Here is a 16,485-nt window from a genome sequence, read left to right on the forward strand (position 1 = left end):
AGGTTGGTACCGTGGCTTTCTCCCTGTTCCTCCGTGACTGAACGTGTTCTGCCCAAACTCGTAGTCAGTGTCGCGAGCGTTGACGTACTCGTCGTTGCCCTTTCGATCCGGTACGTAGTATGGACCGCGATCAGCTTGGTGGAAAACAGGGGACTCAATGTCCAGTCCGGTGTGTCGCTATGGCTACACCCGCTACAGACGGTGGTCGAAGCGCTTTCTCGGACAGTCGTGGTTGGGTGTCGTAACGGCGCTGTGGTGACACACTCTTTCTTCGAAGGCCATGCCGCGATGGATCGCGAACATGCCGTGGCCGGTGTTATGACGTCCTCAGTGATCCACCGCCGGTGGCCATCAACGCGAGTAGCGGTCACGCGGTCGAGTGCTCGGACGTCGCCTAATCGGCGGTCATCGCTGCTTGCAGAGATGCCGGCTCGCTCGATCAGCGCTGAGCGGCCAAGTGGTTGGTCTGCACGGAGCAGCGTTGCGTACAGCTTCGTGGCTGTCGGCGTGAGGTCCGGCCGGAAGCGCTCGGGTGGGAGGGTGGCCGCTGCGCGTTCAACCGCAGTCGGCGTCGGCGTTCGAGACTTGTTCAACGCTCGTAGGAGGCTCTCAACAGCGTCGTACGGACACGCTCTCTGAGATGTGTCTGATGTGCCAAACGAGCGGAGACACAAGCGTACAAGCCGCCGCCGTTCACGTGGCGTCCATGCGACGTCGTGAGTTGTCGCGACCTCGTCAATCACCCGCCGGATGGCGGGGTACGTCGTACCGTCTCGAACAGGGATCGCAAGAGTGGGTGCTTGTTCGGTACCGTCTGCGATTGCCTCACGGACCGTGGCGAGTTCCTCGGTGAGTGCACTCGTGATCTGATCGCGGAGCGCAGTGACTGTCGGGCCGGCAAGCACCCACGACATGGTAAGATCCATTTGTGAGTGTGGTTCGACCTCGTAGGGAAGCCGCCGCCGCAACTTTGCGGGCCGGTCTTCGAACAGCATCCGATATCCTGAGTGAATCCCGTAAACGGATTGTTTGGGGACGGTGTAGCGAAGAAACTCACACAGATCCTGCAGTTGCGTGGGGTTCCGAGCGAGTGACTCGGTATCGGGAACTCTGATGGTGGTCGTGAGATCGATTCCGGCTGCGTGGTACAGCTGCGTGGCCGACGCGATGAACCCATGCAGATCTTCGAAGAGCTCGCTGCGGGCGGCTGTATCGGTGCTGGTCGAGAGCTCTGCGACACGAGACAAGAGTCGATCTCGAACGGTCGTGATCCGCTCGCGCCACGCCCCGTAGGTGGCTTCATCGTCGCTGTACCAGCCGATTTGGTGGCCACGGCGGAGGAGACGTGCGACATCGTGATCAGGGTCGTCATGGAGCGTCTCAAACTCGGAGCCGACCTGTGAGGGCGTCAGGATCTTTGAGAGTACCTTCTCGCTCAGTCAACGTTGAGCTTGAGCCATGGGACATTCAAGATCACATGATTAAGCGTGGGTTTGATGTTGCGTTCTCGCTGGTTGGCTGGTGGCGTTGAGCCCTATCATCCTCTTGATTGCGGCAGCGATCAAGCTGGACGATCTCGGGGCGATCCTATACAGTCAGAAGCGCACAGCGGTGTTCGGGGAGACGTTCAAGGCGTTCAAATTCCGGTCAATGGTTCCCGAGGGTGAATCCGTCAAGCCCGTTGACGACGCGAAAAACAGTCAAATCACCCGTGTCGGACGGCTGTTACGACAGACGCATCTTGATGAAATCCCACAGCTGTGGTCGATACTCGTTGGGGACATGAGCGTCGTTGGGCCGCGAGCGGTGTGGACCGAGGAAGAATCGTTACTGGAAGCGCAAGAACGCTCGTGACGCAAGCGATGATTCGTCAAGCTGGGGCTCACGGGACTCGCGCAAGTGAATGACGCAAAGAGTACAAACCCGAAAGAGAAGCTACGGTACGACCTGCAGTACGTCAAACAGCAGTCGCTGACATTCGATCTGAACCTCGTCGTTCGACAGCTGTGGAAGGTCGACGTTGATGTGATAGCGACAATTTGCGGGTGGCTGGTGGCGTCGCGTGTGGACTCTGGAGTCGCTTGTGGTTCGAAATTAGGTTTGTGCGAGGGACTGGACGGACTGACGAACGGGAAGAGTCCGTCACTACAGACCCACTCCACCGTGTCGAGTGTTCTTGTGAGGTGTGTACTCTTGGACTGAGATGAAAGACCCCACCGTGTCGAGTGTTTTAGCGGGTCGTGAGGTGTCCTATGACACCCCACCGCGTCGAGTGTTTTGAGTATCTAGGTCATTGAGTTCTGGATACACCCACACCCCACCGTGTCGAGTGTTCCACGGGATAGAGAAGAGTCAGTGTGAACGTCGCTATGCCCACTACATCTCACGATTTGAAAACAGAGCACGCTAGACGTTCACTCATTTTTCAACTCAACTGTTCGTCCAAATGGCACAGGATGAGTGACTTCCCACCCTGTCGAGTGCTTCGTATTCGATTCGCTTCTTATTTCATATGACGCACTCGACGTGGTGGTTTTATTAGAAACGCAGAAAGAGTGGTAGTTAGAGATGCCGACGTTCACTCGAGACACGGATATCTTTCGTGACGAGGATGTCCTTCGTGAAGATTACCAACCCGACACCATTACAGCTCGAGAAGATGAGCTTGCGGCATACAAAACGGCACTCCAACCGGTTGTAAACGGGGCACAGCCGCGAAATATCTTCTTATACGGAAAGACCGGTGTCGGAAAAACCGCTGTCTCTCGATATCTTCTCAAACAACTACAACAAGATACTGCGGAGTACGACGATGTCGATCTGTCTGTCGTGTGGTTGAATTGTACTAATCTATCCTCGTCGTATCAGGTGGCCGTAAATTTGGTTAACACGCTTCGATCTACGGACAAACAAATTAGCACGACTGGTTACCCACAACAACGGATATTCAATTTGCTGTACGACGAATTGGAAGCTATTGGCGGCACGATTCTGCTCGTCTTCGATGAAATTGATCATATCGGGAGCAACGACGAGATTCTCTATGAGCTGCCGCGTGCACGAGCGAACGGATATCTGAGCGACGCGAAACCGGGCATCATCGGAATCAGCAACGATTTCGGCTTCCGCGATGAACTCTCGCCGAAAGTCAAGGATACACTCTGCGAAGAAGAGATTCATTTCTCGCCGTACAACGCTCCAGAGTTGAGAGCGATTCTCAACCAGCGATCTGAGGCCGCACTGTATGATGATGCAACCGGATCTGGCGTTCTGTCGTTGTGTGCTGCAACCGCAGCTCAAGACACGGGCAGCGCACGACAGGCGCTCGACCTTCTGTATAATGCGGGAGAACTCGCACGCGGCGAGGATCGTGTGCAAATCGTCGAACAAGACGTCCACGATGCACGCGAGAAACTCGAGCAGAGCCAGATCGAACACGGCATGCGTGAGCTGACAAAGCATGGGCATTTGGCGCTCGTCGCCGCACTCGACCTCGCGTTACAGTGTGAGACACCCGTGCGTGTTCGGGATATTTTCCCGCGATATCGAACGATTTCCGAGGATTCAGACGTCGATCCGCTTGTTCGGCGCCGGATGCATGATCACCTAGCCGACTTAGCGATGCTCGGAATTCTGAACCGGCATGGCCGTAACGAAGGTCGATCGGGCGGACAATACTACGAATACGAGTTTGGAGTTGACCTCGAACTAGTCATTGAGGCCGTCGGCGAATTCGACGCTATTGCACTCCCCAAGAAAGTCGCACGTTCAGTTCAAGCGTCGTCGATGGGGAGCTAATGGAGAAACACTCGACACGGTGGGGTGGGTCTGTTCACTAACCGTAGAACCCGTAAGAGAATCCCAGCACTCGCGACAGAACACTCGACACGGTGGGGTGTGAGAGACGTAGTCCAATGTATCGGTAGAGACCACCCTTTCAGCAGGGCTGCTTAGGAGTGCATCACCAGATTCGGCGGTAGTGCCTACGCTCTACTCTGCTTATTTTTAGTTCCAATAAAACACCTTTCTATTTCATTGCAGTTTTCTGGGTAGTCGATGTCGATCCATTAGCTGCCAAGCTCGAACGCGTCGGTAGTCTAGTCCGACTGAATGGGCGGATCGGTTGCGTCGACGATCCCGTCTCGTTAATCTTGTATTCCTACTTTTTTAACACTTTTTAATTATGCACTCAGATTACTGTCCGCTCTGACAGATCGCAACGTTCCTATGGGGACCGCGAGTAAACTGAAATAATCCACATCCTCTGGATAGATCAAACGTCCGAACTAATGACAGTTAAGCAAATAGTCTACTACAGTCAATCGATCAATACTGGCCTCCTAGGCCGAGTAGGCCACAATCAATAACACACACTGAATGGCTAACGACTCTGATTCAATTCTCGTCATTACGCAAAACTTTCCTCCAGAAACGGGCGCTGGTCCGGCACGCTGGGATGAGCTGACAAAGCGCTGGTCAGAGGAAAGACAAGTTACCGTCATCACATCTGCACCAGACTATCCGGAAGGAAAACTATACGACGGTTACGACAACAGTTGGCTTCAACGCGAGAAACGTGGAAACGTTGATGTCATGTACACGAAGACGATTACGTCGCCAAGCGGGAACCTACCTCGGCGAAGCCTAAAATTTGTCTGGTTTATGCTTATGTCGATGTTTGCTGGGATCGGGTACACCTCGCCTTCTGTAGTTATTTCGACGTCACCGCAACCGCTAACAGGACTTTCTGGCTGGATAGTTGCACAGACTAAACGTGCGACATTCGTATTCGAAGTCCGTGACTTGTGGCCAGAATCTATCACGGCAATCAGTGATTTCGATAACCAAATTATCCTCTGGCTGCTAGATCAAACAGTTCAGTTTCTCTATCGACGAGCTGATCAGCTAATTATTGTGGTTCCATCGTTCGTTGACCCGCTCAAAGAGTACGGTATCGACGAGACGAAGATATCATATCATCCAAATGGAATTGATCCAAGCTTCTATCAGGTATCTCAAACTCCATCAAACACCACCGCAGATGACGAGATGAATGTCACAGTCTCCTATGTCGGGACGATTGGGCGGGCACATGGACTCTCAGTCGTGTTAGATGCAGCACCAAAACTGGACGGAATACAATTTCGCATCGTTGGTGACGGTGCCGAACGAGAGCGGCTTGAAAGAGAGTCAATAAACTACGACAACATCGAGTTTACCGGCCGCCGGCCCAAAGAAGAGATTCCAGAGATTCTCTCTGAATCCGATATCGCGCTCGTCCATCTGCGACCAAACGAGCTGTTCACTAGAGCACTGCCGTCGAAGTTGCTTGAGTCGATGGCAGCTGAACTTCCTGTCGTGCTTGGAGTGCACGGTGACGCGGAGAGCATATTAAAAGAAGCGAACGCTGGGATTGCATTCGAGCCGGGTAACGGTGAATCGCTCGCGACAGCAGTCCGAAAACTCCGCGACAACCCATCACAACGGCAACAGTATGCAATATCCGGGCGACATTACGTCACTGAGAAGTTTGACTGGGATACGATCGCAGAGGAGTATTTGGATACAATCTCATCTCTCTCAGATTAAATTGGGATCCGCTATCGGGATTTGACTCCTGTTCCGATAGTGTACGTCCACGAGTCAAGTTCCAGATTCTCAAGCGTCGCTCTACCGTCGATGAAAACTGAGGGTCCGTCAGGATCCGCGTCAAGGTTATCCCATCGGATAGATTCAAACTCCTCGTGTGGGGTGACGAGGACGATCGCATCCGCACCGATGTCGTATATGTTCGCTTGGTCTATCGGATGGACGTCGAAGCTGTCGAACGAATCCAGTAGTGGATCGACCCCGTACACGCTAGCTCCGGAGTCCGAGAGCTCCTGCGTAATTTCGATAGACGGCGAGGCTCGAATCTCCTCGACACCCGGACGATACGTCAATCCAAGGACAATGACTGTGGCATCCTTGACATCGATCCCATTGGCGTGGAGGCCTTCGCGGACCTTGGATACGGTGAAAGATGGCATCGAATCGTTCACATCGCGAGCCGTCGAGAGGAGTGGAGATGGTGTCTCGAAGGGTTTGATCAAGAAGTACGGATAGTACGGGATACAGTGGCCGCCGACTCCAGGACCAGGATCATGGATATGGCAGAACGGCTGCGTGTTTGCGATTTCAATCGCCTCGCGGACATCGATACCTAATTCGTCGGTGAACCGGCCGAGCTCGTTCGCGAGTGCGATGTTCACGTCCCGATACAGTCCCTCAAAGAGTTTGACTGCCTCTGCTGTCGTCGAATCAGAAACCGCGAGCACACCTTCTGTATTGATCTCGTCGTATATCACGCTCGCAGCACGCGTGCTTTCGGCATCCACTCCCCCGACCACTTTCGGATATGCACCCCGAATGTCTTCGAGGGCACGCCCCGAGGACGTCCGTTCCGGACAAAACGCAACGCCGAAGTCGCCGCGTTCGAGGTCAGATTCGGTAAGAAGTCGCTCAAAAACGCGTTCTTCGGTTGTTTTGGGTGGAACAGTACATTCAACGAGAACCAGATCCCCATCATCGAGTCCCGTTGCAATGTCCGAGATCACTGCGTCGAGGATTGCGAGGTCCGGCTCCTTCTCCTCGGTTATCGGTGTCGGAACAATCACAACGTGGATAGAGGCGACCCGTGCTGCCTCTCGCGGATCCGTCGTTGCCCGGAGTGCTCCCTCCTCAACGAGGTCAGCGACAAGCGGTTCGAGACCGGGTTCACGTTTGACGTGACATTCACCAGCGTTGATCGTCTCGACGACATCAGGGTCGATATCGGCACCGATCACGTTCCCGCATGTCTCAGCGAACACGGAGGCTAAGGGGAGTCCCATTTTCCCGAGACCGTACACTGCGACAGGTAGATCACCGTTCGTGAACGCTTCAGCTTGGGCGATTTGGCTCACGGAAGCACCATAGATAGACGTGAGATCAGGGGTTGTGGTATCGGTTTCAGTCATCAGTGGCAGCGATCACCGGGTCGGCTTTGATCTCTCGTTCAATCTCCAACGCGACCGAAAGGGCATCGAGGCCATCACTAACTGTGACTTCGGGAATAGCATCTGTTTCGACAACCTCCAGGAAGGATTCGAGTTCCTTCTGTAACGGTTCGGCATTGTGAACTACCGGACGTTCAACGATGCTTTCGTGTGTGAATCTTACATCACCGTCCTCTTCGATGTATTCGGGGATCGAGTTTCGGTGGATCTCGATGGACTGGTCGAGGTAGTCGACCTCAATGAAACACTCCTCGGCAGTGATCTCAAGGGTTCTGACTTTTTGCTGGGTCTTTCGACTTGCAGTGAGGGACGCCATACGATCGCCCTCAAACTCGAGGAGTGCGCTGGCATGTCGGCCTTCTCTGGTTGCAGATCCGGAAACCGCGGTCGGTGTCTCACCGAATAGAGACAATACGATGTCGATATCGTGTATCATCAGATCGATCACGGCGCTGTCTTTGATCTCGCGGTCCGGTTCGGGTCCGAGGCGTCGAGCTCGAACGCTGACAATCGATAACCCGTCCACAATCCCCGTGAGTGCGGTAACAACGGGATTGAATCGCTCGATGTGACCGACCTGAACGGGAACGTCCGCGTTATCGACCTCCCTGAGGAGTTCGTCGCTGCGTTCGAGCGACCCAAGTACCGGCTTCTCGACGAATGTCGCGACGCCAGCATCGAGACACGTCGTTACCACGTCGTAGTGGTACTGTGTCGGAACAACGACAGAGATGGCGTCGACTGCCGCCAGCAGGTCCTCAGTGTCCATCGCTTTTGTTGCGTGCTTCTCGGCGACGTCTCTCGCTCGTTCCACATCGGCGTCAGCGATTCCAACGAGGTTCGCGCCAGTTAGTTCGTTGTACACGCGTGCGTGGTGTTGGCCCATTGAGCCGACACCGATCACACCAACATCAGTTTTGTTTTGTGTCATAATCGTGAATTACCTCAATCATTCGGTCGACATCTTTGTCCGAGACATTCGGATGAATCGGAAGTGAAAGGACTTCCTGTGCAGCCCTTTCGGCTTCCGGGGCCGACACGTCAACGCCCTCGTAGGGCGGTTGATCGTGAATACACTTTGGGTAGTACACACCATATCCCACCCCGTGATCGTCTAAGTATTCTTGAAGTGTATCTCGATCATCAGTACGGACCGTGTACTGATGGTATGCGTGTTCCCTGTTGGCGGGTTCAGTCGGTGTGACCAGACTTGTTTGGTCGATCCCACGAGTTAATCTGGCTGCGTTGGTCCGCCGTGTCTCGACGAACGCTGGGAGCCGATCGAGTTGAACACGTCCAATTGCGGCCGCCATGCTCGTCATCCGGAAGTTGTGTCCAACCGTCGCGTGTTCGTACGACTCCGTACGGCCGTGGTTGACAAACCGAGCGGCTGCATCCGCGATGTCGTCGCGATCAGTAACGATCATCCCACCCTCACCCGTCGTCATGTTCTTCGTTGGGTAAAAGGAGAAGCACGCCACGTCACCGAGGGACCCAGCACGCTTGTCGTGGTAGGTCGCACCGTGTGCCTGTGCGGCGTCCTCAACAATCGGCACGTCGAGATCGGCTGCAAGTTCCTGGAGGGGATTCATCGCTGCTGGCAACCCGTAGAGGTGGACTGGCATAATCGCGTCGACGTCATGTTCATGTGCGACTCTCGCGGCCGCATCGGTATCGAGGTTGTACGTTTCGGGATCGATATCAACGAACACCGGTTCAGCACCGGTAAATCGGATCGCATTCGCAGTAGCGATGAACGAGAATGGCGTGGTCAACACCGTGTCTCCCTCGCCGATCTCGAGGGCTTCAAGCGCAGCATGAAGTGCGGTTGTCCCGTTGGCAGTTGCCACCGCATGCTCAACCCCACAGTAGTCGGCGAACTCTTCTTCAAAGGCTCGGACTTCGGGCCCGTCAGCGAGCATACCGCTGTCGAGAACGTCTTCGACTCGTGCCTTCGTCTCGTCGCTCATTGTGGGGTTCGCTATCGGAATCGTCATAGATCGTTCCTCCGTGGGACGGCCTCCGGAAGCGATCGGTGTTCGGCCGGTGCACCGATTGCAAGCGTTTCGGGAGGTACGTCGTCAACAACGACCGACCCGGCGGCGACGAAGGAACGTTCGCCGACCGTAACATCTGGGAGCACGGTCGCGTTCGCGCCGATGGAAGCGTGATTCTCAATCGTCGGTCCGCGGAGCTCGGTGTCCTCGCGGACCGGATACGGGTCGTTCGTCAACACCGCGTGGGGGCCGACGAACACGTGGTCACCGATGGTCGTCTCGCTCGGGACGTAGACACCGGTCTGGAGGCTAGTTCCGGACCCGATCGTCGTTCGGCCGTCGATGACCGCGTTCGTCCCGACGAGTACGTCGTCACCTATCTCGGTCAGTTCCCGGACGAGCGCGTAGTGACCCGTCGAGAACCCGTCGCCGATGACGACATCGTCATAGATGATCGTCCCCGCGCGAACGGTCGCGTTGGCCCCGATATGTGGGTCGGCAGATCCGTCCGTATACTCGTAGCCGATCGTAGCGTGATCCATAGCGTTGATGACAGTCTCTGCTTAGAAACGAGTCGGCCAGTGCACGATAATCTTCCGATACGGGGACTTCGATCGCGGGACGATACTGACGACTTCGGAAACTCGATCGTAATCACGGGTATCTCAAGTGCTGTAGTACGCATTCGAGAGTGTGGAAAACCGTATCGAACGGTATATCAGGGATCTGTGGAAACCCGTATTCGACATGGACGTTCTCACGGTGGTCGGAGCCCGACCGCAGTTTATCAAGGCGTTCGTCGTCTCGCGCGAGTTACGGGTCGAACACGACGAGGTGCTCGTTCACACCGGACAGCACTACGACGAGGAGCTGTCCGACGTGTTCTTCGACGAACTCGGTCTCCCAGAGCCCGATCACAATCTCGGGATCGGATCGGAGAGTCACGCCACCCAGACGGCGCGAATGATGGTCGAACTAGAGGGGCTAGTCGAGGAGTACGACCCGGACGTACTGTTGTGTTACGGAGACACCAATTCGACGCTCGCGGCCGCGATCGTCGCCTCGAAGGTCGATGTCGAACTGGCACACGTGGAGGCGGGCCTCCGGAGTTTCAACCGGGAGATGCCCGAGGAGATGAATCGAATCCTGACCGACCACGCGTCGGACGTGTTATTCCCGCCGAGCGACCGGGCCGTCAGGCACCTCGAATCGGAAGGGATCACGGAGGGCGTGTACAACGTGGGCGACGTGATGTACGACTCGCTGCTCTGGGCGCGCGAGGTGGCGGCGGAGCGGTCAACGGTCCACGAGGACATCGGCATCGGGGACGAGGCGTACCTCCTCGCAACGGTCCACCGGCCGCGGAACACGGACGACCGGGACCGGCTCAAAACGATCCTCGCGGTCCTCGCAGCCGACCCGCGAGAGGTGGTGTTCCCGGCACACCCGCGGACAATCAACCAGTTGGAACGATACGACCTGTTGGAGACGGCAGAGTCGGAGCTCACGCTCATCGACCCGGTCGGGTATCTGGACTTCGTCACGCTACAGGCGGGCGCGGAGGTCATCGTGACCGACTCCGGTGGGATCCAGAAGGAGGCGTTCTTCCTCGGCGTGCCCTGTGTCACGCTTCGTGAGGAGACGGAGTGGGTCGAGACGGTCGAGGCCGGTGGAAACGTCTTGGTCGGTGCGGACGCCGACGCGATCGCAGAGGCACTAGCTGACCCGCCGCGCTCGTCGTCGGACGCAGAGCCCTATGGTGATGGAACTGCAGGCGAGAAGATTGTGGACGTTCTTGACGAATTATCCGAGTAGATCCTCGTACAGGGCAATGAGCTTCTCGGCTTCGGCCTCCCAACTGTACTTCGTTTCTACAAGTGATTGCATGGCTTCGATGTCGTAGTCGCGTTCAAGAGCGACTTCGACAGTGTCAGCTGCCGCCTCGGTATCGTCCTGTGGAACGACGTGTCGAAAGCGATCGGGGAGAAATCGGATCGCTGCATCCAATGGTGTCGTCAGCGTTGGAAGTCCAGCGTATAAGTATTCGAACTGTTTGGTCGGGATGGCTGTCTCGAACTCGGCGGTGTCCAACAGCGAGAGGCCGATATCCGCACCGTACAGATACCTGAACATCTCCTCGTAGTCGACATAGCCCGGGAACTCGATGTACGATTCCAAGTCGTGATCCCGAATAAACTGCGTAGCGCGTCGTTCATCTGTTTCTGTCCGCCACGTACCGAGCGCCCACAACTCAACATCGCGACCACGATCGTGAAGCTCTTTCAAAAGATTGAGGGATCGGTGGATTCCTCGGAGTTCACTCAGCCCACCAACGTAACAAAGGACGTCGTCGGAACGCCGTGCCTTGGCGTCGGTTTTCGACGGAAGGGATCCGATCCGCGGGAAGTTGTGTAACGTGGTAATTCGATCGTTTGACTGGACGAACCGCCGTCCAATCAAGTCGGTGGCCGAAACGATCGCGTCAAATCGGCTGGCAGCGAACTCTTCAATCCGTGGGATCGTGTAGGCGAGTGGGAGCGTTAGCGCACCCGGAATCCATTCTCGTCCTGCAGCTTTATGTCCGAAATTCTCGTGAACGTCGTACACCACGGCGCCGTCAGTCGTCTCGGCGAGATAGAGTCCGACGGGGATCAACTCCGGATCATGGAAGTGATAGATCGATGCGTCGAGACGTTTTGCCGCCTGAGCAGCTCGTGGAATACTTCGCCAGCGATCGATGCGTGTCTCGGCTGAACCGAGATCGACGAACTGGACGCCGTTTCGATCCTCCTCCGGCGTGTCGTGCGCGAGGAGTCCGACGTCGAAGCCTGCCTCCGCGAGACTGGTGGCCTCCTTGTCGAAAATCCGCGTATCGGTCGGTGTGTGAGCGGTGGTCAGGTGTAGGCTATCCATGATTGTCTATATCCTTTCGTTAATCATCTTGAGGACGCACGGGTATATCTCGCTACTTTAAGTTTAGGAAGTATACGTACTAAGTGAGGGTATACTATCCGGATTTAAATAGTACGCCATATCGAGTAATAATATGGAGCGCAGAACGTTCTTAGCTTTAGGAACATCCGTTGCGATTGCAGGATGTAATACCACCAGCAACTCATCAGACGCAGGTGGAAACCTCGGAAAAAATAGCACTGAGAATAGTCCGAATGAAGAACCACCATCTGAATTCGACCGGATCGTACAGATCGGTTCCGAAGATGTCTATGCGAAAGATTACGACCTATTAAACATCTCCTATAGTGAACGTCCTCAGTGGTTCTCCAATCCGTTTAGGTACCCCTCAGATCCACCGGATCCGGAGTCAGTTGAAGAGTGGCCGAATAGCTGGATGGCAGACGTACAAGGTCAAACCGGTCACCATCCTCTGCGAACGACACGATCTCTTGGGCGACTTTCGGATTGGTACCGCATGACTGGTGACGACGCCTACCTTCGAAAAGCTGAGCTGATTCGAGACGAACTAATTAATGAGCATACCACGAATGTGGGAGATTCGTTCTATTTCAATTACGGATTCGATCACCAGTTGAAGACGGATCACGTCCGAACAGCACCTTGGTTCTCTGGAATGACGCAAGGAACTGGACTTTCGGCATTTGTAAGCTGGTATGAAACGACTGGAGATAATAGTTGGCTGACAGATGCGGAACGAACGTATCATTCCCTCACGGACATCAAAGAGAATAGATCGGACCCGTACGTAACATATGCAGAATCGGACTATCTCTGGCTTGCGGAGTATCCGGAACCGAACGGATCAATAAAAGTTCTAAATGGGTTCGTGATCGGCCTTTGGGTTCATTTGAATACTGGCTCATAACCGGAGATGAACACGCAAAGAGGCTTGTTCAAGCCTATATGACGACGATAGAAAAACACGCGATGGATTGGCGGAATGAAGGTGAGCTCAGTTATTACGATCTGACTTCAGGCGATCCCGCACCAGAGCATTATCATCCATTACACGTGTTTCAATTCCGGCAGTTAGCTAAATACTCCGGGGAAGAGTATTTCGCACAGGTGGCACATGAGTATCTCCAAGATCGGCCTGATCTTGACTACGCGCGGTGTAATGATCTCCGATGCAGCTAATAGGAACTGTCTGGTTAAGCTAATTTGAGAAAGGAGCAGTTCGTTGGTTTCGATATCTATACTTAACCAAGAACGGGTCACTGAGACGCTAGGGACGGCGAATATTGGATATTTGGTGTGGGAAAGACAGTGACGCCCGTCAGGGCGTTGGCTGTCTGTTTTCTCGCAACCGGCTGTTCTCTCAATGAGACATAATGGGTTCTTCAGCTCTTCGGCGGAGGACGCTTTCATCAAGCGATCTTTCAGTGGGCATCTCATGTCGCTGATTGCATTAGCAACCCACCGACCGCGCAGTCATCAAGGATCGCTATTGACGAGACTGTTATCAAGATCAACGGTGAATGATCCTAATATATGGTATAATAAATATCGAGACAAAGTTAATTCTTGATGTGCAGTTGTTTGGGCAGAGTGACACCGATCCACTGTCTGCGTTCTCCCCCAGCCTCCACGAGAAACATGATCTCTCCGTCGTAACGTTTCTTATTGGTTCATTAGGTATAGTACTGTCTCTTTCGGCTGGGATTGAACCGTAAGATGAATTATACCGACCAAATCCTAACGGAAAATAGTTTCGTACCTCAACATGCGGATCAATTGTTTCCATAACTTGTGGGTGGGAATTTGGGTAAGCGTCCGCAGATTATTTGTGCAGTACGCACACTACTATAATCACTAGCGACGCATCAATGAATTGATGAACGAACGCCAGCTGAGAAGATATTAAGCTAGACAATGCTGTCTCCAGTATAAGCTACAAAATCGTTAGTCTAATACTGGTTAGTCAACAAGTTTGTATATGAAGCATTGGCGGGGCATCTCAGTAGCACTTTATACTTTTTCCTTGTCTATATTAGTTATATATATCTCTAGTCAAGATCTCTACCCATTTAATATCATTGACATCAACATTTCTGTCATTGCTATTCTTTTGTCTTGGTTAGTTATATTTTCTTGTTATTCAGTCATGTCATTTTCTGTGTCATCTCCATCTGGTATTGCTACGTGGATTCTTCTTCTGAATGTATATATACCCTCTATATTGATGATTCCTCTCATTAATGACATTACACTACAGATGTTATTGTATATTGTCACAATTTCGGCTGGACTATATCTAATCTCTAGATCCCCGTTTCTAAAAATTAAAGGCTTGCCGGATCTCAGCGTTGGCATTGGAAAACTTATATTTATTTCTATCTTATTAGTATTTTTGTTAGTAGCAATTTCAATATATTCTGGTCTACTCAGGGATACACTCAAACTGCTTTTTGTTACGGATATCTCACTGAGTACAGTCTATGACCTCAGATCTCTTTATTCGGATATTATCCTATCTTTGTCACTACTATCTAATTTGACCTCGTTATTAATGTATGTCATTTTACCATGGTTATTCTCAATAGGTCTCTTATACAAACATCTCGGATATATTGGAATTTCTGTTTCGGGGTGGGGCATAATATTTGTTATCGCTGGTTTCCGAAGTGCACTCATATTACCCTTAGTCATGTTTTCGTTCTATATTTTTGTATCTACGTACAGAGAATATACTTTATCTCTAATGTCTTTTAGTTTGAGTGTGTCAATATTCTGTGGTATATCCGTACACTTGCTTACTGATCATTTTCAACTTGTCTCACTAATTCGGAGATCTCTAATTACTCCTGGAACTAATTCTGGACTTTATTTTGATTTTTTCCTAAGAAATGAAAAAATATTATTCTTGTCTAGATCATTTGGATTTTATCCCTATGATGAACCTTTTACTAGCTTTCTTATGCAAGAGTACTACCAAACTGACGGTTCTCTAAATGCAAACCTCTGGGCTACTGGATTTGCCCGGGCTGGATTTATTGGTGTGTTTATCTCTTCCATCATCCTATATATGTTTTTAGTTGTGTATGATTCATTGGCAACTGACGTAGATTTCAGAATCTCAAGTATGCTAATTATAGCACAGATTATACCTCTTGCAAATAGCGGCATTCTAGTTTGGATAGTTAACCATTCTGGAGTGTTTTTATTACTATTGATTTTCATTCACCCACGCACGGTAAACAATCTATCGAGGGAAGACAGTGAGTACAAATGGAAACAGGTGAATAAGTAAGTATGAAGACAGTCCACCTAGCTTGGAGGCACCCAGCTGATGACACTCGAATTTTCCAGCGGGAATGCCAATCTCTGGGTGACCACGGGTTTAATGTAACCTATATTGTCCCAAGCTCAGAACCATCCGATCTTGAGCATATAACAGTTGAACCTATCTCATCGATGAACGGACAAAAATATCGGAGATATATTAATATAATTAGAGAATTCTATAAAAAGTCCTTGTATGAAAATGCGGATATTTATCACATCCATGAACCAGAACTCATACCGATTGGTGTTCTCTTAAAAAAGCATGGTAAGAAAGTTATCTATGATGCCCACGAACATACTTTCCATCATAAATGGTCCGCTCAGATTCCACTCTGGCAGAAAATTCCTGAGACGGTCGCGGCCGTCTCGTTTGAGAAGGCTGCCTCACTCTTGTTTGATGGCATTGTGGCTGCAACGCCGACGATAAAAGGAACATTTCCAGATGAAAAGTCGGTTACCGTAGCTAATTTCCCAAGACTAGAAACAGTAAATAAGATCGAACACCTCCCCTACGGCGATCGCTCAAATACTATCGTCTATGTGGGAGGTATAACAGAGATTCGCGGGATTAAAGAGATGGTACAGGCCATGTCATTGCTCCCAAGCCATCTTGATGTTCGCTTACAGATAGCAGGGAAGTTTAGTACGGATGACCTAAAAGAAGAGATCACCACTATGGAGGGATGGGAGAAGGTAGATTTTCATGGATGGGTTAGTCACGATCGGGTCTTTGAATTGTTGGGTCACTCTAAAGCAGGGTTGATCCCGTTCCATCCAACGACTAATAATGCGAACGGTCTACCGAATAAGCTCTTTGAATACATGGCTGCAGGTCTCCCGGTGATCGCGTCTGACTTCGAGAGCTGGGAGGAGTTTATCGAGAACCCCCCCTGTGGACGTTTCGTTGATCCGACGGATCCCTACGAGATCGCTGAACAAATTGAGTGGGTGTTTACCAATCAAGATTGTGCCGAATCTATGGGGGAAAACGCTAGAAAAATGGTTGAATCAGAGTACAACTGGGAAAGTCAGGAGGAGAAGCTCATCAAATTTTATCATGATCTTTAACGGAACCGATTCCAATCTATAGTCTGTAACGATTTCTATATGTACTATCTGACTACTCTGGACAAGGATATCAATTCACGACTGAACTGGTGATAAACCTAGACGCTGCGTTTCTCTCTAAC

General features: G+C 52.0%; 13 protein-coding genes and 3 pseudogenes. 9 read left to right on the forward strand and 7 right to left on the reverse strand.

Annotated features, from left to right (window positions below):
* Window positions 1-329 precede the first annotated feature (329 nt).
* Window positions 330-1,439 (reverse strand): annotated as a pseudogene (locus ACNSN4_RS02295) (plasmid replication protein RepH); the annotation flags it as partial.
* On the opposite strand from ACNSN4_RS02295, the pseudogene ACNSN4_RS02300 reads away from it, so the two are divergent.
* The 3 genes and pseudogenes from ACNSN4_RS02300 to ACNSN4_RS02310 form a co-directional block, all read left to right on the forward strand.
* Window positions 1,439-2,040 (forward strand): annotated as a pseudogene (locus ACNSN4_RS02300) (sugar transferase); the annotation flags it as partial. The pseudogenes ACNSN4_RS02295 and ACNSN4_RS02300 overlap by 1 nt on opposite strands.
* 528 nt (window positions 2,041-2,568) lie before the next feature.
* Window positions 2,569-3,798, forward strand: coding sequence for an orc1/cdc6 family replication initiation protein (locus tag ACNSN4_RS02305; RefSeq protein WP_418284141.1), 1,230 nt, complete (start codon window positions 2,569-2,571; stop codon window positions 3,796-3,798).
* Window positions 3,799-4,377: 579 nt separating this feature from the next.
* Window positions 4,378-5,589, forward strand: a complete 1,212-nt coding sequence (locus ACNSN4_RS02310) for a glycosyltransferase family 4 protein (protein WP_418284142.1) — start codon at window positions 4,378-4,380, stop codon at window positions 5,587-5,589.
* A gap of 11 nt (window positions 5,590-5,600) precedes the next feature.
* Here ACNSN4_RS02310 and ACNSN4_RS02315 read toward each other — a convergent pair whose 3' ends face one another.
* Genes ACNSN4_RS02315 through ACNSN4_RS02330 form a run of 4 tightly spaced genes read right to left on the reverse strand, consistent with a single transcriptional unit; the run spans window position 5,601 to window position 9,576 of the window.
* Entirely contained in the window at window positions 5,601-6,998 is a 1,398-nt protein-coding gene (locus ACNSN4_RS02315; protein ID WP_418284143.1) for a nucleotide sugar dehydrogenase, read from the reverse strand.
* On the reverse strand, window positions 6,991-7,941 hold the full coding sequence (locus ACNSN4_RS02320; protein WP_418284144.1) for a Gfo/Idh/MocA family oxidoreductase: 951 nt from the start codon (window positions 7,939-7,941) through the stop codon (window positions 6,991-6,993). Before ACNSN4_RS02320 ends, ACNSN4_RS02315 begins: the two co-directional genes overlap by 8 nt.
* A gap of 7 nt (window positions 7,942-7,948) precedes the next feature.
* Window positions 7,949-9,007: a DegT/DnrJ/EryC1/StrS family aminotransferase gene (locus ACNSN4_RS02325; protein WP_418284145.1), complete on the reverse strand. Its 1,059-nt coding sequence runs from the start codon at window positions 9,005-9,007 to the stop codon at window positions 7,949-7,951.
* A 23-nt stretch (window positions 9,008-9,030) separates the two neighbouring features.
* Entirely contained in the window at window positions 9,031-9,576 is a 546-nt protein-coding gene (locus ACNSN4_RS02330) for an N-acetyltransferase (RefSeq protein WP_418284146.1), read from the reverse strand.
* Window positions 9,577-9,781: 205 nt separating this feature from the next.
* Here ACNSN4_RS02330 and wecB point away from each other — a divergent pair, with 205 nt between their 5' ends.
* Window positions 9,782-10,849 carry a non-hydrolyzing UDP-N-acetylglucosamine 2-epimerase gene (gene wecB / locus ACNSN4_RS02335; protein ID WP_418284147.1) on the forward strand — a complete coding sequence of 356 codons (1,068 nt, stop codon included), beginning with the start codon at window positions 9,782-9,784 and terminating at the stop codon, window positions 10,847-10,849.
* On the opposite strand, the gene ACNSN4_RS02340 is transcribed toward wecB, so the two are convergent.
* On the reverse strand, window positions 10,838-11,947 hold the full coding sequence (locus ACNSN4_RS02340) for a glycosyltransferase (protein WP_418284148.1): 1,110 nt from the start codon (window positions 11,945-11,947) through the stop codon (window positions 10,838-10,840). The two genes, wecB and ACNSN4_RS02340, sit on opposite strands and share 12 nt — an antisense overlap.
* 133 nt (window positions 11,948-12,080) lie before the next feature.
* On the opposite strand from ACNSN4_RS02340, the gene ACNSN4_RS02345 reads away from it, so the two are divergent.
* The 3 genes and pseudogenes from ACNSN4_RS02345 to ACNSN4_RS02355 all read left to right on the forward strand — a co-directional run bounded on the left by ACNSN4_RS02345 (window position 12,081) and on the right by ACNSN4_RS02355 (window position 13,840).
* Window positions 12,081-12,875 (forward strand): D-glucuronyl C5-epimerase family protein, encoded by a 795-nt coding sequence (locus tag ACNSN4_RS02345; RefSeq protein WP_418284149.1) that lies wholly within the window; start codon window positions 12,081-12,083, stop codon window positions 12,873-12,875.
* Window positions 12,848-13,147 (forward strand): D-glucuronyl C5-epimerase family protein, encoded by a 300-nt coding sequence (locus ACNSN4_RS02350; protein WP_418284150.1) that lies wholly within the window; start codon window positions 12,848-12,850, stop codon window positions 13,145-13,147. The genes ACNSN4_RS02345 and ACNSN4_RS02350 overlap by 28 nt, the downstream gene beginning before the upstream one ends.
* 58 nt (window positions 13,148-13,205) lie before the next feature.
* Window positions 13,206-13,840 (forward strand): annotated as a pseudogene (locus ACNSN4_RS02355) (transposase domain-containing protein).
* 264 nt (window positions 13,841-14,104) lie between these two features.
* Here the strand turns inward: ACNSN4_RS02355 and ACNSN4_RS02360 are convergent.
* Window positions 14,105-14,323, reverse strand: a complete 219-nt coding sequence (locus ACNSN4_RS02360) for a hypothetical protein (protein ID WP_418284151.1) — start codon at window positions 14,321-14,323, stop codon at window positions 14,105-14,107.
* 604 nt (window positions 14,324-14,927) lie between these two features.
* Here ACNSN4_RS02360 and ACNSN4_RS02365 point away from each other — a divergent pair.
* Both ACNSN4_RS02365 and ACNSN4_RS02370 read left to right on the forward strand, forming a co-directional pair.
* Entirely contained in the window at window positions 14,928-15,260 is a 333-nt protein-coding gene (locus ACNSN4_RS02365) for a hypothetical protein (RefSeq protein WP_418284152.1), read from the forward strand.
* Window positions 15,261-15,262: 2 nt separating this feature from the next.
* A complete protein-coding gene (locus tag ACNSN4_RS02370; protein WP_418284153.1) occupies window positions 15,263-16,363 on the forward strand; it encodes a glycosyltransferase family 4 protein in 1,101 nt (366 codons plus the stop codon).
* Window positions 16,364-16,485 lie beyond the last annotated feature (122 nt).

Origin of the sequence: Halorubrum marinum, assembly GCF_048381195.1 — an archaeon.
In the GTDB taxonomy this organism is placed as follows: domain Archaea; phylum Halobacteriota; class Halobacteria; order Halobacteriales; family Haloferacaceae; genus Halorubrum.